Origin of the sequence: Streptomyces longispororuber (genome assembly GCF_014656095.1) — a bacterium.
In the GTDB taxonomy this organism is placed as follows: Bacteria; Actinomycetota; Actinomycetes; order Streptomycetales; family Streptomycetaceae; genus Streptomyces; species Streptomyces longispororuber.
In genome coordinates this window covers 1-26,887 of sequence record NZ_BNBT01000127.1, presented here as the reverse complement: position 1 = coordinate 26,887, position 26,887 = coordinate 1, and the positions used below count along the sequence as shown (strand labels likewise).

Annotated in this window: 23 protein-coding genes and 2 pseudogenes; 15 read left to right on the top strand and 10 right to left on the bottom strand. The window is 73.1% G+C overall.

The features are described 5' to 3' along the window. Together IE330_RS29205 and IE330_RS39765 are read left to right on the top strand one after the other, a co-directional pair. The coding region (locus tag IE330_RS29205) for a LysR family transcriptional regulator substrate-binding protein (protein WP_190139149.1) at positions 1-633 on the top strand (633 nt) is incomplete at its 5' end. Positions 634-838: 205 nt separating this feature from the next. Continuing rightward, entirely contained in the window at positions 839-967 is a 129-nt protein-coding gene (locus IE330_RS39765; protein ID WP_268257360.1) for a hypothetical protein, read from the top strand. Positions 968-985: 18 nt separating this feature from the next. On the opposite strand, the gene IE330_RS29200 is transcribed toward IE330_RS39765, so the two are convergent. Continuing rightward, entirely contained in the window at positions 986-2,608 is a 1,623-nt protein-coding gene (locus IE330_RS29200; RefSeq protein WP_190139148.1) for a purple acid phosphatase family protein, read from the bottom strand. A gap of 129 nt (positions 2,609-2,737) precedes the next feature. On the opposite strand from IE330_RS29200, the gene IE330_RS29195 reads away from it, so the two are divergent. From IE330_RS29195 to IE330_RS29155, 9 genes and pseudogenes are all read left to right on the top strand, one after another. After that, positions 2,738-3,787, top strand: coding sequence for a 3-isopropylmalate dehydrogenase (locus IE330_RS29195; RefSeq protein WP_190139147.1), 1,050 nt, complete (start codon positions 2,738-2,740; stop codon positions 3,785-3,787). Positions 3,788-4,078: 291 nt separating this feature from the next. Continuing rightward, positions 4,079-5,167 (top strand): branched-chain amino acid aminotransferase, encoded by a 1,089-nt coding sequence (locus IE330_RS29190; RefSeq protein WP_190139146.1) that lies wholly within the window; start codon positions 4,079-4,081, stop codon positions 5,165-5,167. Between the two features lie 185 nt (positions 5,168-5,352). Then, positions 5,353-6,033, top strand: coding sequence for an urease subunit gamma (ureA, locus tag IE330_RS29185; RefSeq protein ID WP_190139145.1), 681 nt, complete (start codon positions 5,353-5,355; stop codon positions 6,031-6,033). Then, positions 6,030-7,709, top strand: a pseudogene (locus IE330_RS29180) (urease subunit alpha); the annotation flags it as partial. The gene ureA and the pseudogene IE330_RS29180, both read left to right, overlap by 4 nt. A 10-nt stretch (positions 7,710-7,719) precedes the next feature. After that, positions 7,720-8,817 (top strand): agmatine deiminase family protein, encoded by a 1,098-nt coding sequence (locus IE330_RS29175; protein ID WP_190139152.1) that lies wholly within the window; start codon positions 7,720-7,722, stop codon positions 8,815-8,817. Further along, positions 8,754-9,368, top strand: coding sequence for a TetR/AcrR family transcriptional regulator (locus IE330_RS29170; protein WP_229926011.1), 615 nt, complete (start codon positions 8,754-8,756; stop codon positions 9,366-9,368). The genes IE330_RS29175 and IE330_RS29170 overlap by 64 nt, the downstream gene beginning before the upstream one ends. A gap of 271 nt (positions 9,369-9,639) precedes the next feature. Then, positions 9,640-11,262 carry a citramalate synthase gene (gene cimA, locus IE330_RS29165; protein WP_190139144.1) on the top strand — a complete coding sequence of 541 codons (1,623 nt, stop codon included), beginning with the start codon at positions 9,640-9,642 and terminating at the stop codon, positions 11,260-11,262. A gap of 76 nt (positions 11,263-11,338) precedes the next feature. Next, positions 11,339-12,688: a hypothetical protein gene (locus tag IE330_RS29160; RefSeq protein WP_190139143.1), complete on the top strand. Its 1,350-nt coding sequence runs from the start codon at positions 11,339-11,341 to the stop codon at positions 12,686-12,688. 186 nt (positions 12,689-12,874) lie between these two features. Beyond that, on the top strand, positions 12,875-13,783 hold the full coding sequence (locus tag IE330_RS29155; protein ID WP_190139142.1) for an alpha/beta fold hydrolase: 909 nt from the start codon (positions 12,875-12,877) through the stop codon (positions 13,781-13,783). On the opposite strand, the gene IE330_RS29150 is transcribed toward IE330_RS29155, so the two are convergent. Next, positions 13,770-14,372 carry a YceI family protein gene (locus tag IE330_RS29150; RefSeq protein WP_190139141.1) on the bottom strand — a complete coding sequence of 201 codons (603 nt, stop codon included), beginning with the start codon at positions 14,370-14,372 and terminating at the stop codon, positions 13,770-13,772. The two genes, IE330_RS29155 and IE330_RS29150, sit on opposite strands and share 14 nt — an antisense overlap. 367 nt (positions 14,373-14,739) lie before the next feature. On the opposite strand from IE330_RS29150, the gene IE330_RS29145 reads away from it, so the two are divergent. The 4 genes from IE330_RS29145 to IE330_RS29130 all read left to right on the top strand — a co-directional run bounded on the left by IE330_RS29145 (position 14,740) and on the right by IE330_RS29130 (position 18,356). Beyond that, the gene (locus tag IE330_RS29145; protein ID WP_190139140.1) at positions 14,740-15,264 is read left to right on the top strand and encodes a toxin-antitoxin system HicB family antitoxin; all 525 of its coding nucleotides are present in this window, start codon (positions 14,740-14,742) and stop codon (positions 15,262-15,264) included. Between the two features lie 38 nt (positions 15,265-15,302). Next, positions 15,303-16,142 carry a DUF4097 family beta strand repeat-containing protein gene (locus IE330_RS29140; RefSeq protein ID WP_190139139.1) on the top strand — a complete coding sequence of 280 codons (840 nt, stop codon included), beginning with the start codon at positions 15,303-15,305 and terminating at the stop codon, positions 16,140-16,142. Positions 16,143-16,492: 350 nt separating this feature from the next. Continuing rightward, positions 16,493-18,085, top strand: a complete 1,593-nt coding sequence (locus IE330_RS29135) for an acyl-CoA carboxylase subunit beta (RefSeq protein WP_190139138.1) — start codon at positions 16,493-16,495, stop codon at positions 18,083-18,085. Between the two features lie 58 nt (positions 18,086-18,143). Then, a complete protein-coding gene (locus IE330_RS29130) occupies positions 18,144-18,356 on the top strand; it encodes an acyl-CoA carboxylase epsilon subunit (protein ID WP_190139137.1) in 213 nt (70 codons plus the stop codon). Positions 18,357-18,437: 81 nt separating this feature from the next. On the opposite strand, the gene IE330_RS29125 is transcribed toward IE330_RS29130, so the two are convergent. The 8 genes and pseudogenes from IE330_RS29125 to IE330_RS29090 form a co-directional block, all read right to left on the bottom strand. Next, positions 18,438-19,022: a GTP-binding protein gene (locus IE330_RS29125; RefSeq protein WP_030361923.1), complete on the bottom strand. Its 585-nt coding sequence runs from the start codon at positions 19,020-19,022 to the stop codon at positions 18,438-18,440. Beyond that, positions 19,003-19,677 (bottom strand): DUF742 domain-containing protein, encoded by a 675-nt coding sequence (locus tag IE330_RS29120; RefSeq protein WP_190139136.1) that lies wholly within the window; start codon positions 19,675-19,677, stop codon positions 19,003-19,005. The genes IE330_RS29125 and IE330_RS29120 overlap by 20 nt, the downstream gene beginning before the upstream one ends. 62 nt (positions 19,678-19,739) lie before the next feature. Then, positions 19,740-20,153 carry a roadblock/LC7 domain-containing protein gene (locus IE330_RS29115; RefSeq protein WP_030676106.1) on the bottom strand — a complete coding sequence of 138 codons (414 nt, stop codon included), beginning with the start codon at positions 20,151-20,153 and terminating at the stop codon, positions 19,740-19,742. A 10-nt stretch (positions 20,154-20,163) separates the two neighbouring features. After that, positions 20,164-23,460 carry a sensor histidine kinase gene (locus tag IE330_RS29110; RefSeq protein WP_190139135.1) on the bottom strand — a complete coding sequence of 1,099 codons (3,297 nt, stop codon included), beginning with the start codon at positions 23,458-23,460 and terminating at the stop codon, positions 20,164-20,166. 341 nt (positions 23,461-23,801) lie between these two features. Further along, on the bottom strand, positions 23,802-24,404 hold the full coding sequence (locus tag IE330_RS29105) for a GTP-binding protein (protein WP_190139134.1): 603 nt from the start codon (positions 24,402-24,404) through the stop codon (positions 23,802-23,804). Then, positions 24,385-24,789: a DUF742 domain-containing protein gene (locus tag IE330_RS29100; protein WP_190139133.1), complete on the bottom strand. Its 405-nt coding sequence runs from the start codon at positions 24,787-24,789 to the stop codon at positions 24,385-24,387. Before IE330_RS29100 ends, IE330_RS29105 begins: the two co-directional genes overlap by 20 nt. Positions 24,790-24,948: 159 nt before the next feature. Next, positions 24,949-25,362 carry a roadblock/LC7 domain-containing protein gene (locus tag IE330_RS29095; protein ID WP_190139150.1) on the bottom strand — a complete coding sequence of 138 codons (414 nt, stop codon included), beginning with the start codon at positions 25,360-25,362 and terminating at the stop codon, positions 24,949-24,951. Positions 25,363-25,371: 9 nt separating this feature from the next. Next, positions 25,372-26,887 (bottom strand): annotated as a pseudogene (locus IE330_RS29090) (nitrate- and nitrite sensing domain-containing protein); the annotation flags it as partial.

Genomic DNA, 26,887 nt, shown 5'->3' with positions numbered 1-26,887 from the left:
GCCGACGGCGGTCCGGCCGCCGTCACCGGGCCGCTGCGCGTCGCCGCCTTCCGCAGCGCGGCGCTGCACCTGCTGCCGCCCGTGCTCGCGCGGCTGCGCGCGCGCCACCCCGGGATCGAGCCCGAGGTCCGGGTGGTGCGCGAGCTGGGGCGCGGCACCGCGGGCGAGGTGGCCGACGGCCGCGCGGACCTCGGCATCGCCACCCTCGGCACCACCTCGCCGATCCCGCCGGAGCTGGTCGGCGGTGTCCTCCTGGAGGAGCCCTACTCCTTCGTGCACCCGGCCGGGCACTCCGACCCGCGCTCGCTGCCGCTCGCCGACTGGGCCGAGAACTGCACCTCCTACACCCGCGCGTGGTGGGCGGAGCAGGACTGGCTGCCCCGGGCCACCACGGAGACCGAGGACGACGGCGCGGTCCTCGCGATGGTGGGCGCCGGGCACGCCATGGCGGTCATGCCCGCCCTGTCGCTCACCGGCGCGCCCCCGAATGTCGCGGTCACCGACCTCGGGCCGGGCCGGCCGACCCGCTCCGTGGGCTACGTCACCACCCCCGAGCTGGCCGGAACGTACGTGGTCAGGGCCCTGATCCGGGAGCTGCGGGCGACGTGCGCGCAGGGTAGCCGTCTCAAATAGTAGGAAGCCCGAGTATTTCTAGAGACAGGAAGCGGAAGCTGTTTTAGCTTTGTAGGAGCCGAACGTCTCGCTCGATCAAGCGAACGGCGGATGTGAGCCCGGCCCCGCGCAGGCGAACCCTGCGGCCCCGCTCCCCGCCCCTTCCGGCGTCTCGAATCCCCTCATCTCCGTCCGGTGATGTCCGGACAGAAGGAGTCGATTTCCCATGGCCGAGACGACCGTCCGACGAGTCCGCCGCGCCCCCCGCACCAGCGACGCCGAGCGCAAGAACGCGGCGGCCGCCCTCCAGCGCGCCCTCGACCGCAGGGACAACGGCGGCGAAACGGGCCACTGACCCGCCCCGCCCCCGCGCTCAGCCCCCGCGCCTGATCTCGAAGTGGTCCACGCGCTCGCCGGTCCTGGCGAGCGCGGAGACCGCGAGGCTCGGGCGGGCGCCGGCCGTCGCCTCCACCGCGAGGAACGAGTGGCCGGTGTAGCGCACGCGTGACCACGCCACCCGGTCTGGGGCGGGGGCCCGTCGCTCGGTCCAGTGCACGGTGGGCACCGTCTCCCGGTCCCGCACGTGGCCCTCGTAGCTGTCCTCGACCCCGGGCGCGAAGCCGTACAGGTCCTTGCCGGCGCCGCCGGCGGTGACGTACACGATGCCGTCGCGCGTCGGGTCCGTGGACGCGCCGATCGGCACCGGCCTGCCGACCTCGCCGCCCTTGACGGCGTCGGTCCGCTCGTAGACGTGGTTGTGGCCGTTGACGACCAGGTCCACCTGATGCTCGGTGAACAGCGGCAGCCACGCGTCGCGCACCCCGCCGTCGGAGCCGTGCGTCGACGTCGAGTACGCGCAGTGGTGGAAGAAGACCACGACGAAGTCCACGTCGGCGTCCGCGCGCAGCTCGCCGAGGCGCCGGTCCAGCCACGCGGTCTGCCGTCCGTCCGAGTAGCCCCGGTTGGCGGGGATCTCGTACGACACGTCGTTGGCGTCCAGGGCCACGACGCCGACGTTGCCGTAGCGGAAGGAGTAGACGCCGGGCGCCCGGCGCGGGTCGAAGCCGTTGTCGGGCAGCGACCAGCGGGCCGACTGGCCGCCGTAGCCGTTCGGCGAGTACCACGCCTCCATGTCGTGGTTGCCGGTCGTCACCATCCACGGCACCGACTTCGCCACCGTCTCCGTCTGCGCGAGGTAGGTGTCCCACACGCGGGCGTCGTAGGTGTCCGAGTCCTTGCCGTGGCCGGTGGTGTCCGCGTAGCAGATGTCGCCCGCGTGCAGGTGGAACGCCGGGTTCTGGCCCAGGATCACCTGGTCGTTGGCGAGCGCGTGGTAGCTCACGCCCTGGTCGCCGAAGGCCGTGAAGACGAACCGCTCGGGCCGCGCCGGTGCCGTGCGGAACGAGCCGATCGTGGCCAGGCGCTCCGGCGCGGCCGGGTCGAAGCCGTCGTGGCCGACGCCGTAGTAGTACGTCGTGCCGGGCGCGAGGCGGTCCAGCGCCACGTGCAGGTAGTGCTGCTCGACCGCGGGCAGCTTCCGCGACAGCGACGGCGTGTGCAGGGCGCGCACCTCCGCCTCGACCTTCGGGCCCAGGTCCCAGGGCTCGGTGCCCACCCGCAGGTACGGCGAGGTCACCGCGAGCGGCACCTGCCAGGAGACCCGCATCTGCGTCCGGGGGTCGGCGCCGAAGGCCAGGTGGCGGCCGAAGGGGGCGACGAGGGAGCCGTCCACCCGCACCGGGGCGGGCCGGGATGCGGCCGGGTGCTTGTCCGCCGGGCGCTCGGCGTACGCGCTGCCCGAGCTGCCCGCGAGCAGCCCGAGGCCGCCCGCGGCGCCCGCCGTCGCGAAGGTGCCGGCCAGCACCCGGCGCCGCGAGAGCCGCGCGCGCAGGTACGCGTGCTGCTCGGGCATGCTCATGTGCCGGGCGAGGCGTTCGGGTATGCCGACGTCGGGGACGGGACGCTCGGGGGGCGTCCCCGGGGAAGGAGCGGTCATGCCCGAGAACTTCCCGGCGACTCCCCACCGGCGGGCGGCGCCCGCGTGAACGGAGGCCGACCACTGGGCGACTGTCCGCATGATGGACGCCACGTGTCATCCCCTGGGACGAGGAGTACGGTGCTTCGCATGTCGGCACGTACCCGCAGCATCAATCTCGCAGTGATCCCCGGCGACGGGATCGGACCGGAAGTCGTGGAGCAGGGCCTCAAGGTCCTGAACGCGGTCCTCCCGCAGGACGTGAAGCTGGAGACCACGGAGTACGACTTCGGCGCCAGGCGCTACCACGCCACCGGCGAGACCCTCACCGACGCCGACACCGAGGCCCTCAAGGGGCACGACGCGATCCTGCTCGGCGCCATCGGCGACCCCTCGGTGCCCTCCGGCGTCCTGGAGCGCGGCTTCCTGCTCAAGCTCCGCTTCGCCTTCGACCACCACGTGAACCTGCGCCCGAGCAAGCTGCTCCCGGGCGTCGCGACCCCGCTCGCCGGACAGCCCGAGATCGACTTCGTCGTCGTCCGCGAGGGCACCGAGGGTCCCTACACCGGCAACGGCGGCACCATCCGCAAGGGCACCCCGCACGAGGTCGCCACCGAGGTCTCGGTGAACACGGCCTACGGCGTCGAGCGCGTGGTCCGCGACGCCTTCGAGCGGGCCACGGCGCGGCCGCGCAAGAAGCTCGCGCTGATCCACAAGAACAACGTGCTGGCGTACGCCGGCCACCTGTGGACGGACGTCTTCCACCGGGTCGCCGCGGAGTACCCCGAGGTCACCACCGAGTACATGCACGTGGACGCGGCGACGATCTACCTCGTCACGCAGCCCGAGCGCTTCGACGTGATCGTCACCGACAACCTCTTCGGCGACATCATCACCGACCTCGCCGCGGCCGTCTCCGGCGGCATCGGCGTCGCCGCCTCCGGCAACATCAACCCGAGCCGCGCGTTCCCGTCGATGTTCGAGCCCGTGCACGGCTCGGCGCCCGACATCGCGGGCCAGGGCAAGGCCGACCCCACCGCCACCGTGCTGTCCGTCGCCCTGCTCCTGCGCCACCTCGGGTACGAGACCGAGGCGGCGCGCGTCGAGGAGGCCGTCGCCGCCGACCTGGGCGGGCGCGGCACCGCCGCCCGCACCACCGAGGAGATCGGCGACGCGCTCGCCGCCCGCGTGGCGGGCTGAGCCGCCGCCCGGGCCCCCGCCCCGCCGCGGGGGCCGCCGGGGCGGAACCGTTCCTTCCGTGAAGCCGCCGGGTCGCCATGGCCACCCGGCGGCTTCTCGTCGCCCGGGGGCGGGTGTCACCATCGGATCCCAGGGGCCGCAGAACCCGCTGTTTCGTTCCCGGAACCACACGAGCGATAATCGGACGTGGGGCCGCGAAGCGGCGCACACCCGGAGGCCGTGCACGTGGCGCGCGTCCGGCCGAAGTGAGCGCGGTCCGTCACACACGAAACCGGTGAAGGACACGCAACGATGACGACGCCCACGATCGAGCTCAAGCCGACCTCGACCCCGGCCCAGGCCGCGGAACGCGAGGCGGTCCTGGCCAACCCCGGCTTCGGCCGGCACTTCACCGACCACATGGTGACCATCTGCTGGACCGAGGGCCGCGGCTGGCACGACGGCCAGCTCGTGCCCTACGGCCCGCTCTCGCTGGACCCGGCGACCACCGTCCTGCACTACGCGCAGGAGATCTTCGAGGGCATGAAGGCCTACCGCCAGCCCGACGGCTCGGTCGCCATGTTCCGCCCCGAGGCCAACGCCCGCCGCTTCAAGGCCTCCGCGCGCCGGCTCGCCATGCCGGAGCTGCCGGTCGAGACCTTCATCGAGGCCTGCGACGCGCTCGTGCGCCAGGACGCCGACTGGGTGCCCGCGCACGGCGGCGAGGAGTCCCTCTATCTGCGCCCGTTCATGATCGCGACGGAGGTGGGCCTCGGTGTGAAGCCCGCCAACGAGTACCTCTTCGTGGTCATCGCCTCCCCGGCCGGCGCCTACTTCCCCGGCGGCGTCAAGCCCGTCTCCATCTGGCTCTCCGAGGACCGCGTCCGCGCCGTGCCCGGCGGCATGGGCGACGCCAAGACCGGCGGCAACTACGCCGCGTCGCTGCTCGCCCAGGCCGAGGCCGCCGAGAAGGGCTGCGACCAGGTCGCCTACCTCGACGCCGTCGAGCACACGTGGGTCGAGGAACTGGGCGGCATGAACCTGTACTTCGTGTACGGGGACAAGATCGTCACGCCGTCGCTGTCGGGCTCCATCCTGGAGGGCATCACCCGCGACTCCCTCCTGACCGTCGCCCGCGATCTCGGCTACGCCTCCGAGGAGGCCCGCGTCTCCATCGACCAGTGGCAGACCGACACCGAGAACGGCACGCTCACGGAGGTCTTCGCCTGCGGCACCGCCGCCGTGATCACGCCCGTCGGCACCGTCAAGGCCCGCCGCGGCGAGTGGACGCACAGCGGGGGCCGCCCCGGCGAGGTCACCATGAAGCTCCGCGACGCGCTGCTGGACATCCAGCGGGGCGTGGCCGAGGACAAGCACGGCTGGATGCACCGCCTCGGCTAGGCGGTCCCCGACACGCGACCGAGAGGCCGGGCCCGGCAGTCACTGCCGGGCCCGGCCTCTGTCGTGTGCGCTGGGCCGTCGGCCGAGCGAGTTTGAGCACCGCTCAAATAGTCGTCGTGCAGCCCTTCCTTGAGGCTTGGATGGCTTCTAGAGTGACGCTCTAACACGTGACAGTGGAGGTGCCCGTGCGACTGACCCCGACCGAACGCGACCGGCTGCTGCTCTTCGGCGCGGCCGAGCTCGCCCGGGCCCGGCGGGCGCGCGGGCTGCGGCTCAACGTCCCCGAGGTGACCGCGCTCATCGCCGACACGGTGTGCGAGGCGGCCCGCGACGGGGCCCGGCTCGCCGAGGCCGTCGAGCGGGCGCGGACCGTCCTCGGCCCGGACGACGTGCTGCCCGGTGTCGCGGACGTCGTCACCGAGGTGCACGTGGAGGCCGTCTTCGACGACGGCTCCCGGCTGGCCGTGGTGACCCGGCCCCTCGGCGGCGGCCGGGGCGAGGACGCCCCCGGCGCGCTGCTCCCGGGGCCCGCGCACGCCGACCCGGAGCCCGTCACCACCCTCACCGTGCGCAACACGGCCACCGTGCCGGTCTCGGTGACCTCGCACTTCCACTTCTTCGAGGCCAACCCCCGGCTCGACTTCGACCGCCGGGCCGCGTACGGCATGCGCCTCGCCGTGCCCGCCGGGTCGTCCGTGCGCTTCGGGCCCGGCGAGCGCGTCGACGTCGGGCTCCTGCCGATCGGCGGCGACCGGGTCGCCATCGGCTTCGCCGGCCTCGTCGACGGCGCGCTCGACGCGCCGGGCGCCGAGGAAGAGGCCCTGCGCCGGGCCGCCGCCTGCGGATACCTGGGAGCGACACGATGACCATCGACTCGTACGCGTACGCCGCCACGCACGGGCCCCGCGCCGGGGACCGCGTCCGCCTCGGCGACTCCGGGCTCACCGTCCGGGTCGAGTCCGACGCGCAGAAGTACGGCGACGAGTTCCTCGCCGGGTTCGGCAAGACCGCCCGCGACGGGCTGCACCTCAAGGCCGCCGCCGTCCGCGACACCTGCGACGTCGTGATCAGCAACGTCCTCGTCATCGACGCCGCGCAGGGCATCCGGAAGGTGTCCATCGGCATCCGCGAGGGGCGGATCGCCGCCGTCGGGCGGGCCGGGAACCCGGACACCCTCGACGGGGTCGACGTGGTCGTCGGCACCGGCACCTCCATCGTCTCCGGCGAGGGGCTCATCGCCACCGCCGGAGCCGTCGACACCCATGTGCACCTGCTGTCGCCGCGCATCATGGAGGCCTCGCTGGCCTCGGGCGTCACCACGATCATCGGGCAGGAGTTCGGGCCCGTGTGGGGCGTGGGCGTCAACTCGCCCTGGGCGCTGCGGCACGCCTTCAACGCCTTCGACGCCTGGCCCGTGAACATCGGCTTCCTCGGCCGGGGCTCGTCCTCCGACCCGGCCCCGCTGGTGGAGGCCCTCGCCGAGGGCGGCGCGAGCGGCTTCAAGGTGCACGAGGACATGGGCGCCCACACCCGCGCCCTCGACACCGCGCTGCGCGTCGCCGAGGAGCACGACGTCCAGGTCGCCCTGCACAGCGACGGCCTGAACGAGTGCCTGTCCGTCGAGGACACCCTGAAGGTTCTCGAAGGCCGCACCATCCACGCCTTCCACATTGAGGGGTGCGGCGGCGGCCACGTACCGAACGTCCTGAAGATGGCCGGGGTGCCGAACGTCATCGGCTCCTCCACCAACCCCACCCTGCCCTTCGGCCGGGACGCCGTCGCCGAGCACTACGGCATGATCGTCTCCGTCCACGACCTGAAGACCGAGCTGCCCGGCGACGCCGCCCTGGCCCGCGACCGCATCCGCGCCGGGACCATGGGCGCCGAGGACGTCCTGCACGACCTCGGCGCCATCGGCATCACCTCCTCCGACGCCCAGGGCATGGGCCGCGCCGGGGAGACCGTGCGGCGCACCTTCGCCATGGCCGGGAAGATGAAGGCCGAGCTCGGGCCGATGGAGGGCGACGGCCCCGGCGACGACAACGCGCGCGTCCTGCGCTACATCGCCAAGCTCACCCTCAACCCCGCCATCGCCCACGGCCTCGCCCACGAGGTCGGCTCCCTGGAGACCGGCAAGCTCGCCGACATCGTGCTCTGGCGGCCCGAGTTCTTCGGCGCCAAGCCGCAGCTCGTGCTGAAGGCGGGCTTCCCCGCCTACGGCGTCGTCGGCGACCCCAACGCCGCCACCGACACCTGCGAACCGCTCGTCCTCGGGCCCCAGTTCGGCGCGCACGGCGCGACCGCCGCCGACCTGTCCGTCGCCTTCGTCGCCCGGGCCGCCGTCGACCAGGGCAACGACCTCATGCCCACCCGGCGCCGCCGCGTCGCCGTCCGCGGCACCCGCGGCATCGGCCCCGCCGACCTGCGCCTGAACTCCCGTACCGGTTCCGTCGACGTGGACCAGCGCACCGGCCTGGTCACCCTCGACGGCGACCCGCTGCGCTCCGGGCCCGCCGACTCGGTCTCCCTCAACCGCCTGTACAGGACCACCCATGACCCTGTACATGCCCCCCGAGTGGGCCCCGCACGACCGCACCTGGATGGCCTGGCCCGGCCCCAACCCCACCTTCGCCACCCCCGAGGACCTCGACGCGGCGCGCCGGGCCTGGGCCGCCGTCGCCCGTGCCGTACGCCGCTTCGAGCCCGTCACCATGGTGTGCGGGCCGGGGCAGGCCGCGTCGGCCCGGGCGCTCCTCGGGCCGGACGTCGAGCTGGCCGAGCGGGAGCTCGACGACGCGTGGATGCGGGACATCGGGCCCACCTTCGTCCGGGACACCGCCACCGGCGGCCTCGCCGCCGTCGACTGGGTCTTCAACGGCTGGGGCGCCCAGGAGTGGGCCCGCTGGGAGCACGACGCGAAGATCGCCCGGCACGTCGCCGACCTCGCGGGCGCACCGGTGCACTCCACGCCCCTGGTCAACGAGGGCGGCGGCATCCACGTCGACGGCGAGGGCACCGTCCTGCTCACCGAGACCGTGCAGCTCGGCCCCGAGCGCAACCCCGGCTGGACCAGGGAGCGCGTCGAGGCCGAGATCCACGCGCACCTCGGCACCACGAAGGCGATCTGGCTGCCGCGCGGCCTGACCGCCGACTACCCCGGCCACGGCTTCGGCACCCTCGGCCACGTCGACATCGTCGCCGCCTTCGCCGCGCCCGGCGTCGTCCTCGTGCACGCGCAGCAGGACCCCGCCCACCCCGACCACGAGGTCAGCAAGGAGGTCGCCGGGCTGCTGCGCGGGCAGAAGGACGCGCGCGGCCGCGCCCTCCAGGTCGTCGAGGTGCCCGCGCCCACCGTCCTCGCCGACGACGACGGCTGGCTCGACCACTCGTATATCAACCACTACCTGTGCAACGGCGGCGTCGTGCTGTGCGCCTTCGACGACCCGCGCGACGAGATCGCCGCGGGCATCTTCCGGCGGCTCTTCCCCCGCCGGACGGTCACGCTCGTCGACGCCCGTACGATCTTCGCCGGAGGCGGTGGCATCCACTGCGTCACCCAGCAGCAGCCCAGGATCCAGGAGGTCGGATGGCCGGTCCGCGCAGGAACGCGCCCCCGCGCGAAGACGTCCTCGCCGCGGCCATGGAGATGATCGCCGAGCGCGGCCTGGAGAAGCTCACCATGGCCGCGCTCGGCCGCGAGGTCGGCATGAGCAGCGGCCACCTCCTGTACTACTTCGGCTCCAAGGACGAACTGCTGCTGCGCACCCTGGAGTGGAGCGAGGGCCGCCTCGGCGCACGGCGGCGCGAACTCCTCGCCCGCGAGGGCACGGCCCGCGCGCGCCTGGAGGCGTACGTGGACCTGTACGTGCCGCACGGCCACCGCGACCCGCACTGGACCCTCTGGCTGGAGGTGTGGAACCGCTCCCTCAACGCCGACGCGGGCGGCCGGGAGCGGCAGGCCGCCATCGAGGGCGCCTGGCACCGCGACCTGGTGGCGCTGCTCGCCGAGGGCGCCTCCCGCGGCGAGTTCGGCGCCGTCGACCCCGACCGGGCCGCGACCCGGCTGCGCGCGCTCCTCGACGGCCTGAGCATCCATCTGACGATCGGGCTGCGCGGCACGGACCGGGCGCAGGTCCTCGCCCACGCACGGGAGTTCGTCGACACCACGCTCGGCGCCGGCGCCCGGCCGCCCGCATGCTGAGACGCCCGTTCAAGGACGGTGCGGCGTGTGGCAGGCTTCCCCCGTGCTTACCGCCATCATTATCGGCAGCAGGCGCGCCGGTCCCCAGTGACCGTCCCCGTACGACCGTACGGGGCGGCACCGTCCTCGATCCGCGCGCAGACCTCTCGCACCCGCGAGGGGTCTTTTCGTTTTCCGGCCCACCCCAGCCGGGAGGTGACGCGCGAGGGACCATGAGGGTGGTGGAGCCGGTCATTCCGGTAGACCGAGACCCGATACAGGAGTCACACAGATGACGACCGAGACCAGCAGGCCGGACGACGCGTTCCACGTGTTCGACACCACGCTGCGCGACGGCGCGCAGCGCGAGGGCATCAACCTGACCGTCGCGGACAAGCTGACCATCGCCCGGTACCTGGACGAGTTCGGCGTGGGCTTCATCGAGGGCGGCTGGCCCGGCGCCAACCCGCGGGACACCGAGTTCTTCGCCCGCGCCAAGGCGGAGGTCGCCTTCAGGAACGCCCAGCTCGTGGCGTTCGGGGCCACCCGCCGCCCGGGCGCCAGAGCGGCGGAGGACCCACAGGTCAAAGCGCTGCTCGACGCGGGCGCCCCCGTCGTCACCCTGGTCGCCAAGGCCCATGACCGGCACGTGGAGCTGGCCCTGCGCACCACGCTCGACGAGAACGTGGAGATGATCCGCGACACCGTCACCCACCTGCGCGAGCAGGGCCGGCGCGTCTTCGTCGACTGCGAGCACTTCTTCGACGGCTACCGCGCCAACCCCGGGTACGCGAAGGCGGTCGTACGGGCCGCGCACGAGTCGGGCGCGGACGTCGTGGTCCTGTGCGACACCAACGGCGGCATGCTCCCCGCGCAGATCCAGGCGATCGTGGCCACCGTCGCCGCCGACACCGGCGCCCGGCTCGGCATCCACGCCCAGGACGACACCGGCTGCGCGGTCGCCAACACCCTCGCGGCGGTCGACGCGGGCGCCACCCACGTCCAGTGCACGGCCAACGGCTACGGCGAGCGCGTCGGCAACGCCAACCTCTTCCCGGTCGTGGCCGCCCTGGAGCTCAAGTACGGCATGAAGGTGCTGCCCGAGGGCGCGCTGCGCGAGATGACCCGCGTCTCGCACGCCGTCGCCGAGGTCGTGAACCTGACCCCGGCGACCCACCAGCCCTACGTCGGCGTCTCGGCCTTCGCCCACAAGGCCGGGCTGCACGCCTCCGCGATCAAGGTCGACCCGGACCTGTACCAGCACATCGACCCCGAGCTGGTCGGCAACCGCATCCGCATGCTGGTCTCCGACATGGCGGGCCGCGCCTCCGTCGAACTCAAGGGCAAGGAGCTGGGCGTCGACCTCGGCGGCGACCGCGAGCTGATCGGCCGCGTCGTGGACCGCGTCAAGGAGCGCGAGCTCCAGGGCTACACGTACGAGGCCGCCGACGCCTCCTTCGAGCTGCTGCTCCGCGACGAGCTGCGCGGACCGGAGGGCGAGGGGCAGGCGCGGCGCCACTTCCGCACCGAGTCCTGGCGCGCCATCGTCGAGGACCGCCCCGACGGCACGCACGCCAACGAGGCCACCGTCAAGGTGTGGGCCAAGGGCGAGCGCATCGTGGCCACCGCGGAGGGCAACGGCCCCGTCAACGCCCTCGACCGGGCCCTGCGCGTCGCCCTGGAGCGCATGTACCCCGAGCTGGCCAAGCTGGAGCTGGTGGACTACAAGGTCCGCATCCTGGAGGGCAAGCACGGCACGTCCTCCACCACCCGCGTGCTCATCTCCACCACGGACGGCGACGGCGAGTGGTCCACCGTCGGCGTCGCCGACAACGTGATCGCCGCGTCCTGGCAGGCGCTGGAGGACGCGGTCACCTACGGCCTGCTGCGGGCCGGGATCGAGCCCGCCGAGTAGCGGCACGGGCAAGGGGAACCGGGGCCGCCGGGCACCACGGGGGCACGTTCGCGCCCGGGCTGGGTTAGCGTGAAGTATGAGGCCCACCAGGCAGGCGGCGTCACGGCTGACCGTCATCCTGTCCGGACTGCTCCTGGCCCTCGGCGCGACGCTCGCGCCGGCGCCCGCGGCCCGGGCCGCCACGGATGTCGAGACGGTGGCCGACGCCTTGCGCGAGAACCCCGTGTACGTCGACGGGGCGGCGGCGTCCCAGCTCTCCCGGGCCGACGCCGACGCCCTCGCCGACAAGATCAGGAAGGCCGACAAGCCGGTCTTCGTGGCGGTGCTGCCGGAGACGTTCCCCAGGCAGCGCCTGTTCCAGAACCTGCGGACGGCGACGGGCGTCACGGGCGTGTACGCGGTCCGGCTCGGCGACGCCTTCGACGCCCGGGCCGACCGCGCCGCCCTGTCGCCGAACGCCGTGCGCAACCTCACCGCCCTGGTCCAGGGCGAGCCCGCCAGGCAGCAGCTCGACGACTTCGTGGACCGCGCGCTCACCCAGACCTCGGGCCGCGCGCCCGCCTCGTGGGGCGACGTCGGCGGTGACGCCGAGGCGCCCGTCGGGGCGCTGATCGGCGTCGGCGCGGTGGTCGTCGCGGGCGGCGCGGGCGTCTACGCGGTGGCCCGCAGCCGACGCCGCAAACGCGCCGAGGAGGAGCGGGCGGCCCTGGAGAAGCTGCGCGTCGTCGTGGACGAGGACATCACCGCCTTCGGCGAGGAGCTCGACCGGCTCGACTTCCACCCCGCCGAGCCCGGGGCCGACGACGCCATGCGCGGCGACTACGAGCGCGCCCTGGACGCGTACGAGCAGGCCAAGCGGTTCATGGCGGCCGCGCAACGGCCCGAGCAGGTGCGGGCGGTCACCCAGGCGCTGGAGGACGGCCGCTTCTGCCTCGCCTCGCTGGCCGCGCGCCGCGAGGGCCGGCCGCTGCCCGAGCGGCGGCCGCCCTGCTTCTTCGACCCCCGGCACGGCCCGTCGGTGCGGGACGCCGAGTGGACCCCGGCGGGCGGCACGACCCGCCAGGTCCCGGTGTGCGCGGCCGACGCGGCCCGCCTCGCCGACGGCGACGACCCGATGACCCGCACGGTCACCACCGACTCCGGCGACCGCCGCCCCTACTGGGAGGCGGGCCCGGCCTACGGCCCCTGGGCGGGCGGCTACTTCGGCGGCGGCCTGCTGCCCGGCCTCCTCGTCGGCACGATGCTCGGCTCGGCGCTGACGTCCCCGGCGTACGCGGCGTCGGCGGGCGTCCCCATGGCCGAGGGCGGCGACGTCACCGGGGCGGACTTCGACGCGGGCGACTTCGGTGGCGGCTTCGGCGGAGGGGACTTCGGCGGGGGCGGCGACTTCGGGGGCGGTGGCGGGGACTTCGGCGGCGGGTTCTAGGCCCGGTTCCGCACCGCGGCCCTGTCCGGGCCGGTGGGCCTCGTCGGCCAGGAGGGGCAAGGGGGCTTGACGCGACGCCAGTTAGGCGAGACGATACGTACCGTCTCGATCGGGTGTCGCGCGGTATCCGCCGCACGGCGCTCATCCCCGCACGGCGTTCAGCGAGCGCCCCACCCGGAGGTTCCGATGCCCCGCCCCGTCACCGAGGTCTACGTCTCCCCGGCCCCCGGCATCCGCCTGTGGACCGAGCGCCGCGGCGCCCCGGACGCCCCGCCGCTGCTGCTCGTCATGGGGGCGGGCGCCTGTGGGCTCGGCTGGCCGGAGCCGCTGGTGGACGCGCTGGCCGAGCGGCACCACGTCATCCGGTACGACCACCGCGACACGGGCCGGTCCACGGCGGCGTACGACGAGCACCCCTACCGCCTGGCCGATCTGGCGCGGGACCTCCTCGCCGTGCTCGACGGCCTCGGGATCGGCCGCGCGCACGCGGTCGGGCTCTCGCTGGGCGGCATGCTGCTGCAGATGGCGCTGGCCGACCACCCGGAGCGGTTCCTCAGCGCCACCCTCATGGGGACGTGCGCGCTGAGCGAGCGCCCGTACGTGGCGCCGGACGGCACGGTGACGGCCCCGGGCGACCTGCCGTCGATCACGCCGGAGGTCCTGGAGCTGTGGTCGCGGCCCGTCGAGGACCGGGGCCTGGAGGCCGAGCTGGACCGGCGCGTGGAGCACTGGCGGGTGCTCGGCGGCTCCCGGCTGCCCTTCGACGCCGCGTACTTCCGCGACCTGGAGCGGGACATCGTCGCGCACACCGGTTCGTACGCCGCTTCGACGGCGCACGCCAGGGCCGACGACTCCGGCATGCTGCGCACGGACGCGCTGGCGCGCAACGAGGTGCCGACGCTGGTGATCGCGGCCCCGGAGGAGCCGGTGTTCCCGCCGCCCCACCCGCAGCACATCGCCCAAGTCGTCGGGAACGCCCGCATGGTGGAGATCCCCGGCATGGGGCACGCGCTGCCCCCGGCCGTGCACGGCCCCCTCGTGGAGGCGGTCCTTCAGCACACGGCCGGCGCGGCGGCGGGGGTCACGCCTGCTTGACGGCGGAGATGTCGAAGCGCAGCTTGATCTTGTCGGACACCAGGACGCCGCCGGTCTCCAGGGCCGCGTTCCAGGTCAGACCCCAGTCGGAGCGCAGCAGTTCGGCCTTGCCCTCGAAGCCCACGCGCTCGTTGCCGAACGGGTCCTTGGCGGCGCCGTTGAACTCCAGGTCGATGGTGATCGGCCTGGTGGTGCCGAGGATCGTCAGGTCGCCGGTGATCCGGTAGTCGTCACCGCCGAGGGCCTCGGCCCCGGTGGAGCGGAAGGTCATCGTCGGGAACTCCTCCGTCTTGAAGAAGTCGGCGCTCTTGAGGTGGCCGTCGCGGTCCGCGTTGCCGGTGTCGATGCTGTCCATCGCCACCTCGATGACGGCCGTCGACGCGGACGGGTCGGCGCCGTCCAGGTGCAGCGAGCCGCTGACGTCGCGGAAGGAGCCCTTGATGTTGGTGACCATCGCGTGCCGGGCGACGAACCCGATGGTGGTGTGGGTCGGGTCCAGCGTGTAGTCACCGGTGAGGGCGGTGAGCTCCGGGCTGACCTCGGCGGGGGCGGTGGGGGTCGCGCTGTCGTTCTTGCGGAAGAAACCCATGACGTGCTCCTGGGGGACGGGCCGCGTGCCGGGAGGGCCGCGGCCAAAAGCGGTTGAATGTTCAACGAGAACGACTCTAGCACGATTCAGTTCAATATTCAACAGAAGTGGTTCGGTGGTGGCGGTGTCGCTGTCGGGCGGGGGTGGGAAGGGTGGTGGCGAGGGGTGGTGGCGCCACTCGTGGCGCCGCCCCCGCGGCGTGCTGCGGCATGACCCGGATGCGGGTGTCGCCTGCTGGTCATCCGGCCGTCGGGCGGGTGGCCCGCGGGTTCGTCCGCGGTGTCGACCGGGCGGGGCCGGGGTGGCCGAGGCGAGGAAAGGCTGTTGAGAACTTGCCATGGCACTATTGTGGTGCCATAGTGATGCCATGAATCTCACGCCGTATGTCGACCATCTCCGACAGGAGCTCGCGGTCGCCGCCGAGGCCGGCGGGGAGGACGCGCGCGCGGTCGCCGAGCGTCTGATCGCGCCGCTCGAGTCGGCCACCCGGCTCACGATGCTGAACGTGCTGTCCGCGGCCATGGACGAGGTTACCCGCGACCTCGCCCCCGGCTCGGTCGACGTGCGCCTGCGGGGCGGCGACCCGGACTTCGTGGTGACGCCGCCGCCCGTCGTCGAGGCCTTCGAGGCGCCGGCCGCGGCGGCGCCGGCCCGTCCCGCGCCCGCCCCGGCACCCGCGCCCGACGCCGAGGACGGCGGCACCGCGCGCATCAACCTCCGGCTGCCCATGCACCTGAAGGCGCAGGCCGAGGAGGCCGCGGCGGCGGAGAACCTCTCGGTCAACGCCTGGCTGGTCCGCACCGTCGCCGACGCCCTGCGGCCCCGCGACCCGGCCCCCGTGTCCCACAGCGTCCCGGGCGGCGGCAGCAGCTTCACCGGCTGGGCGCGCTGAGCCCCTTGCACAACCACCACCAGGACGAGGACGGCAGCATGCCAACGTTCGACACCCCCCAGCCCATCCACGTCTCGGTGCAGCTCGAGCAGGGGTCGCTGCGGATCACCGCGAGCGACCGCGCCGACACCGTCGTCGACGTGCGCCCCAGCACCGAGTCGCGCGCGCCCGACGTCCGCGCCGCCGAGCGCACCCGGGTGGAGTACGCGAGCGGCCGGCTCCTGGTGAAGGGCTTCAAGGACCGGTCCCTGTTCAGCAGGGGCTCGTCGGTGGACGTGGAGATCGCGCTGCCCGAGGGCTCCCACGTGCAGGCCGCCCTGTCCATGGCCGACTTCGCCGCCGAGGGGCGCCTCGGCGAGTGCGAGGTCAAGACGTCCATGGGGGACGTCAGGGTCGCCCGGGCCGGCTCGCTGCGCGCCGAGACCGGGTACGGCCTGGTGCACGTGGACCGGGCCGACGGCGCGGCCGACGTGACCACCGCCTCCGGCCGGGTGCGGCTCGGCTCGGTCGGCGGCACGGCCGTGGTCAAGAACTCCAACGGCGTCACGGAGATCGGCGAGGCCGGCGGCGAGCTGCGCGTGCGCTCGGCCAACGGCGACATCACCGTCGACCGCGCCGACGCCGAGGTCACCGCGCGGACCGCCAGCGGCGCCATCGAGATCGGCCGCGTCACCCGGGGCTCCGTCGTCCTGGAGACCGGCACCGGCAGGATCGACGTCGGCGTCAGCGACGGCACGGCCGCCTGGCTCGACGTGCAGACCACGTACGGTACGGTGCGTCAGTCCCTCGGCCCGGCCAAGGGCCCCGACGACTCCGGCGAGACCGTCGAGGTGCGGGCCCGCACCTCGTACGGCGACATCGTGATCCACCGCGCCTGACGCCCGGCCGGGCCGACCGGACGCCGGGCCGAGCGTCTTGTGGACCGGTCGGTGCGTGGCCGGATCGCGGCAGAACCCCCTCGACACCCCTGCTCCCGCGTCTCGTGAGGCGCCTGGGGCGCTCTGCGCGGGCCGCTCCGCGACCCGCCCGGAGGCGGCTGTTCCGGGGCCCGGGTGTGAGGGGAGTCTCAGTCGCCCTGTTGTGGAGTTCCTACAGCGGCAGACCCCTGTGACCAGTGACTTCGGCTGCCTCGTGCGAAAGTTCTGTCCGGGGGTGCCAGGAAAACGGTGCGGAGACTGTGCAGAGTCGACGGTCCGTTTTCCGGCGTCCCCTTCGTAAGGTCGAGAGCATGACCGTTTTGGACGAGGCTGGATCTTCAGCGGGTGAGCCCACCGACGCGCGGGGCCGAGTGGCCGAATTGGCCGGCATCCGGGCCCAGGCCCTGGCCGGGCCCAGCGAGAAGGCGACCGAGGCGCAGCACGCCAAGGGCAAGCTGACCGCGCGGGAGCGGATCGCCCTGCTGCTGGACGAGGGCTCGTTCCAGGAGGTCGAGCAGTTGCGCCGGCACCGGGCCACCGGCTTCGGCCTGGAGGCCAAGAAGCCGTACACCGACGGTGTCGTCACGGGCTGGGGCACGGTCGAGGGCCGCACGGTCTTCGTGTACGCCCACGACTTCCGGATCTTCGGCGGTGCCCTCGGCGAGGCGCACGCCACCAAGATCCACAAGATCATGGACATGGCCATCGCGGCCGGTGCCCCGCTGGTCTCGCTCAACGACGGCGCCGGCGCCCGCATCCAGGAGGGCGTCTCCGCCCTCGCCGGCTACGGCGGCATCTTCCAGCGCAACACCAAGGCCTCCGGCGTCATCCCGCAGATCTCCGTGATGCTCGGCCCGTGCGCGGGCGGCGCGGCCTACAGCCCCGCCCTCACCGACTTCGTGTTCATGGTCCGCGACACCTCGCAGATGTTCATCACCGGCCCCGACGTGGTCCGCGCGGTGACCGGCGAGGAGATCTCGCAGAACGGCCTGGGCGGCGCCGACGTGCACGCCGAGACCTCCGGCGTGTGCCACTTCGCGTACGACGACGAGGAGACCTGCCTCGCCGAGGTGCGCTACCTCCTCGCGATGCTCCCGCAGAACAACCGCGAGAACCCGCCCGTCGCCCCCTGCGACGACCCCGTCGAGCGCCGCTCCGAGGTCCTCCTCGACCTCGTCCCCGCCGACGGCAACCGCCCCTACGACATGGCGAAGGTCATCGAGGAGCTCGTCGACGACGGTGACTACCTGGAGGTCCACGAGCGCTGGGCGCGCAACATCATCTGCGCCCTGGCCCGCCTCGACGGCCAGGTCGTCGGCATCGTCGCCAATCAGCCGCAGACCCTCGCGGGCGTCCTGGACATCGAGGCCTCGGAGAAGGCCGCGCGCTTCGTGCAGATGTGCGACGCCTTCAACATCCCGATCGTCACCCTGCTCGACGTGCCCGGCTTCCTGCCCGGCGTCGACCAGGAGCACGGCGGCATCATCCGCCACGGCGCCAAGCTGCTGTACGCGTACTGCAACGCCACCGTGCCGCGCATCTCGCTCATCCTGCGCAAGGCGTACGGCGGCGCGTACATCGTGATGGACAGCCAGTCCATCGGTGCCGATCTCACCTACGCCTGGCCCACCAACGAGATCGCGGTGATGGGCGCCGAGGGCGCCGCCAACGTCATCTTCCGCCGCCAGATCGCCGCCGCCGAGGACCCCGAGGCCATGCGGGCCCGCATGGTCAAGGAGTACAAGGCGGAGCTGATGCATCCGTACTACGCCGCCGAGCGCGGTCTCGTCGACGACGTGATCGACCCGGCCGAGACCCGGTCCGTGCTGATCAACTCGCTGGCGATGCTGCGCAACAAGCACGCCGACCTGCCCTCGCGCAAGCACGGCAACCCGCCGCAGTGACGGCGCGCACCGCACGTCGCCGCCCCGCCGCGCAGCACCCACAAGGAGATTGCCGCCCATGACGACTCCCACCGGCGTCCGCGCCGACATCCGCGTCGAGAAGGGCCACGCCGAGCCCGAGGAGGTCGCCGCCATCACGGCGCTCCTGCTCGCCCGGGCCGCCGCCCGGCCCGCCGCCGAGCCCGCCGTCCGCCACGGCGGCGACAAGGCCGGCTGGCGCCGTCTGGAGCGCACCCCCGGCTTCCGCGCCCCGCACAGTTGGCAGGGCTGAGCCCGCCGCCCCTTCCACGACGCCGAGGGCCCCGTACTCGCTGGAGTACGGGGCCCTCGGCGTGTCACGGGCTGGCGGGCGCTACCGCAGGCGGGCCATCAGCGCGTGCTCGACCAGGGTGATCAGCGCGGACTTCGCGTCGGCCCGGTGCCGGGCGTCCGTGGTGATGATGGGGGTGTCCGGCCCGATCTGCAGGGCCTCGCGGACCTCGTCCGGGGTGTACGGCTGGTGGCCGTCGAAGCCGTTGAGGGCGATGACGAACGGCAGCCCGGAGTTCTCGAAGTAGTCGACGGCGGGGAAGCAGTCGGCGAGCCGCCTCGTGTCGACGAGCACGACAGCCCCGATGGCACCGCGCACCAGGTCGTCCCACATGAACCAGAAGCGGTCCTGGCCGGGCGTGCCGAACAGGTACAGGATCAGGTCCTGGTCCAGCGTGATGCGGCCGAAGTCCATGGCGACCGTCGTGGTCGTCTTGTCTCCGGTGTGCGTCAGGTCGTCGATGCCTGCCGACGCGGAGGTCATCACGGCTTCGGTGCGCAGCGGGTTGATCTCCGAGACGGCTCCGACGAACGTGGTCTTGCCCACACCGAAGCCGCCCGCCACCACGATTTTCGCGCTGGTGGTGGAGCGGGCTGTTGCTCCGCCGCTAGAGCTTGCGAAGTCCACTGAGCACCCTTTCGAGCAGTGTCACGTCTGGCTGACCGCCGGCGGTCTCGTCGCCGCCGGGCTGATGGATGGCGACGAGGCCGGCCTCCGCCAGGTCGGCGACGAGGATCCGGGCTACGCCGAGGGGGATGGAGAGCAGTGCCGAGATCTCGGCGACCGACTTGATCTCGCGGCACAGGTTGCAGATGCGCTGATGCTCGGGCAACTGGCCCTGCAACTGATGCGGTTGTGCGGTGGTGTGCACCAGCGCCTCGATGGCGAGCTGGTAGCGCGGCCTGGTGCGGCCGCCGGTCATCGCGTACGGCCGCACCAGCGGGCTGGCGGCGGCCGGCGCCGGCTCGGGGGAGCGGCGCTGCGACTGCTGGGGCTGGACACGCGGTGCGTACGGCTGCTGCCTGCCGTAGCCGCCCGGAGCCGGCTGGTTGTACGGCCGGCCCGGGACGGACTGGTCGTACGCGCCCGGGGCCTGCGCCTGCGGGCCGGGCTGCCGGTACGGCGGCTGGCGGCGGTGGCTGGGCGCGGAGGGGAAGTTGTACCGGTTCTGCGAACCGTCACCCTGACCCTGGCCGTGGCCGGCAGGCCAGTGGGCCGAAGACGAACCGTCTGGGGGTGTTGCAGCCACGTACTCCTCCTCCGAAACTGTGCCCGGCGCCATCGCTGTGGAGCCGCGTCCCGAAACCTTACGGCCCCGGGACGCGAATACGCACCGTCTGTCTGTCAGTTGAGCAGGCTCCCCTGAAGCTCCGCGCGCAGGTCCGGAGTGAGCACCGTCCCGGCGCGGTCGACGAGAAGTGCCATCTCGTACCCAATGAGACCGATGTCCGCTTCTGGGTGGGCGAGTACGGCAAGGGAGGACCCGTCGGAGATGGACATGATGAAGAGAAATCCTCGCTCCATCTCCACAACGGTCTGGGTCACCGAGCCGCCCTCGAAGATCCGGGAGGCCCCGGCCGTGAGGGACGTCAGACCCGACGCGACGGCGGCGAGCTGATCGGCTCGGTCGCGCGGGAAGCCTTCGGACATCGCCAGAAGGAGTCCGTCGGCGGAGACCACCACGGTGTGGGACACCCCGGGGGTGTTCTCCACGAAATTGGTGATCAACCAGTTAAGGTTCTGCGCCGCCTGGCTCATCGGGCTCACACTAACGCTCCTGGTTGTAGGTGCTATCAGGGCTGAAGCCCTGGCCATTCGTGTCACTGCCCGCGGTGCGGCCCCGCTGGACGCCGCGGCGCAGGTTGCTCAGCCTGCCCCGGACCTCCTCGGGGTCGCGGGAGACCTGTGGGCCGCCCTGCGGGGTCTGTTCCGCGGTGCCCTCGACCAGGTTGGCCTTGGGCACCCGCCGCGGAAGGCCGGACGAGGTGACCCCGCCCGCCTTGGGCTTCCGCAGCTTCTCGGCACGCTGCCAGCGCTCGTCGTTGGCCGTGCGCCAGCTCTGCGGGTCGCCGTTCGGGCTCTCGCCGTCGCGGCCCTCTTCGTCCTGTGCGGCGAAGGGGTCGCCGCTGCCGTTCGCCGCCGCGCCGCCCCGGCGCGGCAGGCCCGCGTCGGTCAGCTCGTGAGCGGTGGAGGGGGTCGTCGGGGCAGGTCCCGGACGGTCGAAGCCTACGCGCTCCGACTCGCCCGCGTCAGTCGCCGGGGCGGATTCCGCTTCGGGAGCGTAGTCGCCCTGGTACGGCTCCTGGTACCCGTCACGCAGGGGCCAGTCGTCCTGGTGGGACCGCTCGGGATAGGCGACGAACGACTCCTGCGGGGTACCGGCGGCGGCCTCGTGGCCGTCCTGACCGGGCTCCGCATACGCGCCGTCCTGGTAGCCGTCCTGCGTCGTGTAATACGAGTCGTCGTACGCCTGCTGCGGCTGCTCGTACGTCGGCTGCGCGGCGTACTGGCCGTCGTAGCCGCCCTGGCCCTGCTCGTAACCGGGCACCTGGCCGCCGTCGTACGCGCCCTGCTGCGGATCGTACGCGCCCTGGGTCCCGTCGTACGCGCCCTGCCGGCCGTCGTACCCGCCGGGCCGCGCGTGCTGGTCGTAGCCCGCGCCCTGCTCGTACGCCTCCTGGCCGCCCTGCACCTCGTCGCGGAAGAGCGGGCGCTCGGCCGCGGGCTGCTGGGCCGACTGGGCCTGAGCCTCCAGCGCCGCGCGGCGCTCCTCGCGCAGCAACGAGCGGCCCACCGGGTCGAGCTGCCCGCCCTGCGCGCCGCCCTCCTGGTAGCGGCTGTCGTCGAAGCCCAGCTCGGCGGCGGTGCGCAGCTCCTCGACGGGCTGCACCTGCTGCTCGGGGATGATCGAGGAGACCGTGAACTCGTTGTCCTGCGGGTGCTGTTCGCCACCGCCACCGTGCGTGATGTTCTCCGGCAGCATGACGAGCGAGGTGGTGCCCGCCTGCTCGCCCGAGGGGCGGAGCTGGACGCGGATGCCGTGCCGGTCGGAGAGCCGGCCGACCACGAACAGGCCCATGCGCTGGGAGATCGCCGCGTCCACCGTGGGCGGGTTGGCGAGCCGGTGGTTGATGTCCGCGAAGTCCTCGGCGGTCAGGCCGATGCCCTTGTCGTGGATCTCGATCATCACGCGGCCGTCCGGCAGCCGGGTCGCGGTGACCTTCACCTTGGTCTGCGGCGAGGAGAACGTGGTGGCGTTCTCCAGGAGCTCGGCGAGCAGGTGCACGAGGTCGGTCACGGCCAGGCCGTGGATCTCGGCCTCGGGCACACCCGACAGCTCGATGCGCTCGTACTGCTCCACCTCGGAGGAGGCGGCGCGCAGCACGTCCACCAGCGGCACCGGCTGGTCCCAGCGGCGGCCCGGCTCCTCGCCGGCGAGGACCAGGAGGTTCTCGCCGTTGCGGCGCATACGGGTCGCCAGGTGGTCCAGGCGGAAGAGGCTCTCCAACTGGTCCGGGTCGGCCTCGTTGTTCTCCAGGTCGGTGATGAGGGTGAGCTGCCCCTCGATCAGCGACTGGTTGCGGCGCGAGAGGTTGGTGAAGATCGCGTTGATGTTGCCGCGGAGCAGGGCCTGCTCGGAGGCGAGCCGGACGGCCTCGCGGTGCACCTGGTCGAAGGCGCGGGCGACCTCGCCGATCTCGTCCGTGGTGGTGATCGGGATGGGCTGGACGCGGGTGTCCACGCGGCCCGGGTCGGTGCGCGAGAGCTGGTCGACCAGCATCGGCAGGCGCTGCTCGGCGATGCCGAACGCGGCGGTGCGCAGGCTGCGCATGGACCGGCTCATCTGGCGGGCCATGAACCCGGCCAGGACGAAGGCGGTGAGCAGCGCGACCACCACGACGGCGCCGGTGATGAAGGCGTCGGTCTTGGCGTTGTCGGCGATGCCGGAGGCCTCGGTCACGGCCTTGTCGGCGAGGTCCGCCTCGATCGCGCGGTACGCGTCGAACTTGGCCGTGGTGGCGTCCCACAGGGTCGTGGCGGTGACGCCCTTGTCCGCGAGCTCCGCACGGGCGCTCGGCTGGGTGCTCTCCATGTTCGCGATCAGCCCGAGGGCCTTCTCGCCGCGCGGCAGCGGGACGTACTTCTCCCCCTTGGCCCGCGCGCGGGCCGCGGCCTCCTCCGCCTGCTTGTCGGCGTCGGCGGCCAGCTTCTTCTGGGCGTCCTCGAGCTTCTTGACGTCGGAGGGCGTACCGCCGCCGGTGTACTCCTGGATGGCGATGTTCTCCAGGTAGGCGTACGAGGAGAACGCCATCTTCTGCTTGGCGAAGGCGGCCTGGGTCGGGCCGGGCTTCACCAGCAGGTGCGTGCCGATGGAGCGCTGCAGGGACAGCGCGGCCTTGCCGAGCGAGACGGCGTAGACGGTGCGGCCGTAGGAGGTGATGTTGCCGGTGCCGAGGCCGAGTTCGTTGGCGAACTCCATCAGGGGGTGCTGGATGGCGACGTACGCCTCCTCCGTCTCCACCCCGGGGAGCTTGGTGGTGTACGCGGCCTCGCGCAGGCCCTCCAGCTTCGGCTCGACCTTCTTGAAGCCGGCGAGCCGGCGCTCCAGGCCCTCCTTGTGGGGCATGTCGGCGGCGGCCTCGGCGAAGGCCTTGGCGGCCTCGTCGGTGGCCTTGCGGGCCTTGGCGACCTCCGGGTCGTCCTTCTCGCCGCGCAGCAGCGGCGCGGCGGAGACGTCGCGCTCCTCGATGAGGCGGTTGCCGTAGTCCAGTGAGGCGCGCACCAGACGGGCCGTGGCCTCGGCGTCGCGGGCCTCGTCCCAGGTGTCGATGGCGCCCTTGACCTGGAAGCCACCCATGACGAGACCGACGAGCACGGGTATGAGGAGGATCGCGTTCAGGCGGGTGGGTACACGCCAGTTGCGCGGCGACAGCCGTCCGCCGCGGGCGGCCGGTGGCTCGCTGCCGGGTACGTCCGCGGCCGGCTCCGCCGCTCGCGGGGGCGGGGTGAAGTTGCCCCGCGTGTCCCGTTCCGGGGGTGCGGGGCTCGTCTTGCTTCGCCTCACTCGACCAACAACCTCTCGGCGGCGGCTCCCGCGCTGGTGCCGCTGTCGTCTCCAAAGGCCCGTGCTACTGGGCAGTTCAGCGCATTCCAGCACGTCAGGTGGTGCTCTTCCAAACAGTAGGAAGGAAGCGAGGCGAGTGGTGTAAGCCTCAGATAAATCGGTCATAAAGAGCGAGCCCCGCCAAAAGGCGGGGCTCATGTGAGCACAGTGACACCGGCCGACCGCAAGGCGTGGCGGGGTCGGCCGCATTCTCTGTCGAAACGTTATGAACACGGCAGCGGCCCGTGTCAAAGGACACAGATCGTTCCGTGCGATATACGGCAACTTCCGTACGACCTCGCCTACTTGAGTCGTGCCATCAGTGCGTGCTCGACCAGCGTGATCAAGCCACTCTTTGCTTCCGCACGCTGTCGGGCGTCGGTCGTGATGATCGGGGTGTCCGGTCCGATCTGCAGGGCTTCGCGGACTTCCTCCGGGGTGTACGGCTGCTGGCCGTCGAAGCCGTTGAGGGCGATGACGAACGGCAGCCCGGAGTTCTCGAAGTAGTCCACGGCCGGGAAGCAGTCGGCCAGGCGCCGGGTGTCGACCAGGACGATGGCGCCGATCGCGCCCCGCACCAGGTCGTCCCACATGAACCAGAAGCGGTCCTGGCCCGGCGTGCCGAACAGGTAGAGGATCAGGTCCTGGTCGAGCGTGATGCGGCCGAAATCCATCGCCACCGTGGTGGTGGTCTTGTCACCGGTGTGGGTGAGGTCGTCAATACCGGCCGACGCCGACGTCATCACGGCTTCGGTACGCAGCGGGTTGATCTCGGAGACCGCGCCGACGAACGTGGTCTTGCCCACGCCGAAGCCGCCCGCCACCACGATCTTGGCGGAGGTGGTGGACCGGGCGACGGGAGCGGAGTCCGCGAAGCCGCCCACCTCAGAGCTTGCGAAGTCCACTGAGCACCCTTTCGAGCAGAGTCACGTCAGGCTGGCCACCGGTGGTCTCGTCGCCGCCGGGCTGGTGGATCGCGACGAGCCCGGCCTCGGCCAGGTCGGCGACGAGGATGCGGGCGACGCCGAGCGGCATCGAGAGCAGCGCGGAGACCTCGGCCACCGACTTCACCTCGCGGCACAGGTGGCAGATCCGCTGGTGCTCGGGGAGCAGCGTCATGAGCTGGGACGGGTCCGCCGTGGTGCTGACCAGCGCCTCGATGGCGAGCTGGTAGCGCGGCCGGGTCCGGCCACCGGTCATCGCGTACGGGCGCACCAGCGGCTGGTCACCCTCCATGCCGTAGCCGGCATGAGCGCCGTACGGGTCATGAGAGGCGGTGGGCGGGTTCATGGATCCTCCGGGCGGGACAGCAGTCGTCTGCGTTCCGTCTGACATCAGCCGGGTGGGGGCCTTCAGTGGCGGCCGGACGGTGGGTGGTTGCGTTCGGTCCGGTCCCCGGCCGGTGGGGCGGCCGGGGGCGGCTACGGCGGGCCTGGCCCGCGCGCCGGGCTAGTGGAGCAGGCTGCCCTGCAGCTCGGCCCGCAGGTCCGGGGTGAGGACGGTGCCCGCGCGGTCCACGAGCAGCGCCATCTCGTAGCCGACGAGGCCGATGTCGCACTCCGGGTGCGCCAGCACGGCCAGCGACGAGCCGTCGGAGATGGACATGATGAACAGGAAGCCCCGCTCCATCTCCACCACGGTCTGGGTGACGGCCCCGCCCTCGAAGATCCGGGAGGCCCCGGCCGTCAGGGAGGTCAGGCCGGAGGCGACGGCCGCGAGCTGGTCGGCGCGGTCGCGCGGAAAGCCCTCGGACATCGCGAGAAGCAGGCCGTCGGCGGAGACCACGACCGTGTGGGACACCCCGGGGGTGTTGTCCACGAAGTTGGTGATCAACCAGTTCAGGTTCTGTGCCGCCTGGCTCATCGGACTCAACTAACGCTCCTGCTGGTGAGTGGGGCGAGGGAAACTGCCGGTCTGGCCGGTTCCGGCCTGGCGGCCCTGCTGGATGCCCCGACGAAGGTTGGTCAGCCGGCCGCGCACGTCGTCGGGCGCGCGGGAGACCTGCGGACCCGAGCTGTCCTGCGCCTGCTGCGCGGTGCCCGCCACGAGGTTCGCCCGTGGCACGCGGCGCGGCAGACCGGAGGTGGTGACGCCGCCCGCGGAGGGCTGCCGGACGCGCTCGGCCTGCCGGCCCAGCTCGTCGTTGGGCGTGGTGCGCCAAGCGGTGGTGCCGGTGGTGCTGCTGGAGTTCTGCGCCGCGCTCCGGCCGAACTGGCCGTCCGGCTGCGGGGCCTGGGGCGCGGGATCCACCGGGCGCTGCGCGAGCTGCGGGTCCGCGGGGGACTGCTGCTGCGGGTGCGCGCCCTGGGGCCGCGCGGGCGTGGCGCCGAGCGGCCGCTGCGGATCGCGCTGCGGCAGCCGCGCCTCACCGCGCCGCGGGAGACCGGGGTCGCGCTGCGGCGGGCCGGGGTCGCGCTGCGGCAGCCGCGGCTGGGCGCCCCCCGGCTCCTGGCCGCGGGCGCCGCGCTGCGGCAGGTCCGGGCGGTGGCCGCCACCGGCGTCAGGACCGGCCTGGCGGTTCCGCTCGGCCTGCGCCCGCTCCTGCTCGGCCTGCGCCCGGCGCTCCTGCTCGGCCTGCTGCTGGGCCTGCGCCTGCTGCTGGGCCTGCTGCTGGGCCTGCTGTTCGGCCTGCTGCGAGAACCAGTTGGTCTCCAGCGTGTCGTACAGCGGCGTACGGCCGTCGAGCGGACCGGACGCGGGCGGCAGCGCCTCCGCACCTGACTGCTGCGGCTGCTGCGGCTGCTGCGGGAGCTGTGCCTGGGGAAGCTGCTGGTGCGCCCCGGTCCGGTCCAGGTCCGCGTGCGGGGCCTGGTCACGGCGCGGCGCCGGCGGGCGCGGCACGTGGTGCTCGCCGCCCTGGTCGTACTCGGCGGACGGGTGCGCGGGGCCGCCCGTCCGGGGCGCCGCCGGAGCGGGCGTGCCGAAGACGTCGGAGCGCACGAACTCGCCGGTGCCCTGCGCGCCCGCGCCGCGGACCTCGCCCTGGGTGCCGGGCGGCGGGCCGTCGAAGTCGGGGCGCTCGAACTGCGCGGTCGAGCCGGGGCCCTGCACGTCGCCGCCGAGGCCCACCGGGCTCGGGAACTGCCCCGTCGCCTCGGGCTCCTCGTGACCCCGGGGGGTGTCGAAGGGCTCGCGGGCCACCTGCGGCTGCGCGTTCTCGTCGCTCCAGCTCGGGACGCGGGGCTGCTGCGGAGCCCCGCCGGGCAGCTCGGCCCGGGGCCCGCCGCGCGGCGGGAGCTGCGGCCTGCGGCCCTGGTCACCGGCGCCGCCGACGGCCTGGCCCGCGTCGTTGGTCCGCTGCTGCGGCACCGGGGGCTGCGGCATGCCCGCGCCGGTGCGGCCGCCGCCCTGGCAGAAGCCGTCGGCGGCACCGGGGCCGCCCGGGGCC

Bases quoted from the DNA above. Each gene is read 5' to 3' on its own strand.
- IE330_RS39765 (WP_268257360.1), top strand. From the start codon at position 839: ATGGCCGAGACGACCGTCCGACGAGTCCGCCGCGCCCCCCGCACCAGC.
- IE330_RS29200 (WP_190139148.1), bottom strand. From the start codon at position 2,608: ATGACCGCTCCTTCCCCGGGGACGCCCCCCGAGCGTCCCGTCCCCGAC.
- IE330_RS29195 (WP_190139147.1), top strand. From the start codon at position 2,738: ATGTCGGCACGTACCCGCAGCATCAATCTCGCAGTGATCCCCGGCGAC.
- IE330_RS29190 (WP_190139146.1), top strand. From the start codon at position 4,079: ATGACGACGCCCACGATCGAGCTCAAGCCGACCTCGACCCCGGCCCAG.
- IE330_RS29175 (WP_190139152.1), top strand. From the start codon at position 7,720: ATGACCCTGTACATGCCCCCCGAGTGGGCCCCGCACGACCGCACCTGG.
- IE330_RS29170 (WP_229926011.1), top strand. From the start codon at position 8,754: ATGGCCGGTCCGCGCAGGAACGCGCCCCCGCGCGAAGACGTCCTCGCC.
- cimA (WP_190139144.1), top strand. From the start codon at position 9,640: ATGACGACCGAGACCAGCAGGCCGGACGACGCGTTCCACGTGTTCGAC.
- IE330_RS29160 (WP_190139143.1), top strand. From the start codon at position 11,339: ATGAGGCCCACCAGGCAGGCGGCGTCACGGCTGACCGTCATCCTGTCC.
- IE330_RS29155 (WP_190139142.1), top strand. From the start codon at position 12,875: ATGCCCCGCCCCGTCACCGAGGTCTACGTCTCCCCGGCCCCCGGCATC.
- IE330_RS29150 (WP_190139141.1), bottom strand. From the start codon at position 14,372: ATGGGTTTCTTCCGCAAGAACGACAGCGCGACCCCCACCGCCCCCGCC.
- IE330_RS29145 (WP_190139140.1), top strand. From the start codon at position 14,740: ATGAATCTCACGCCGTATGTCGACCATCTCCGACAGGAGCTCGCGGTC.
- IE330_RS29140 (WP_190139139.1), top strand. From the start codon at position 15,303: ATGCCAACGTTCGACACCCCCCAGCCCATCCACGTCTCGGTGCAGCTC.
- IE330_RS29135 (WP_190139138.1), top strand. From the start codon at position 16,493: ATGACCGTTTTGGACGAGGCTGGATCTTCAGCGGGTGAGCCCACCGAC.
- IE330_RS29130 (WP_190139137.1), top strand. From the start codon at position 18,144: ATGACGACTCCCACCGGCGTCCGCGCCGACATCCGCGTCGAGAAGGGC.
- IE330_RS29120 (WP_190139136.1), bottom strand. From the start codon at position 19,677: ATGGCGCCGGGCACAGTTTCGGAGGAGGAGTACGTGGCTGCAACACCC.
- IE330_RS29115 (WP_030676106.1), bottom strand. From the start codon at position 20,153: ATGAGCCAGGCGGCGCAGAACCTTAACTGGTTGATCACCAATTTCGTG.
- IE330_RS29100 (WP_190139133.1), bottom strand. From the start codon at position 24,789: ATGAACCCGCCCACCGCCTCTCATGACCCGTACGGCGCTCATGCCGGC.
- IE330_RS29095 (WP_190139150.1), bottom strand. From the start codon at position 25,362: ATGAGCCAGGCGGCACAGAACCTGAACTGGTTGATCACCAACTTCGTG.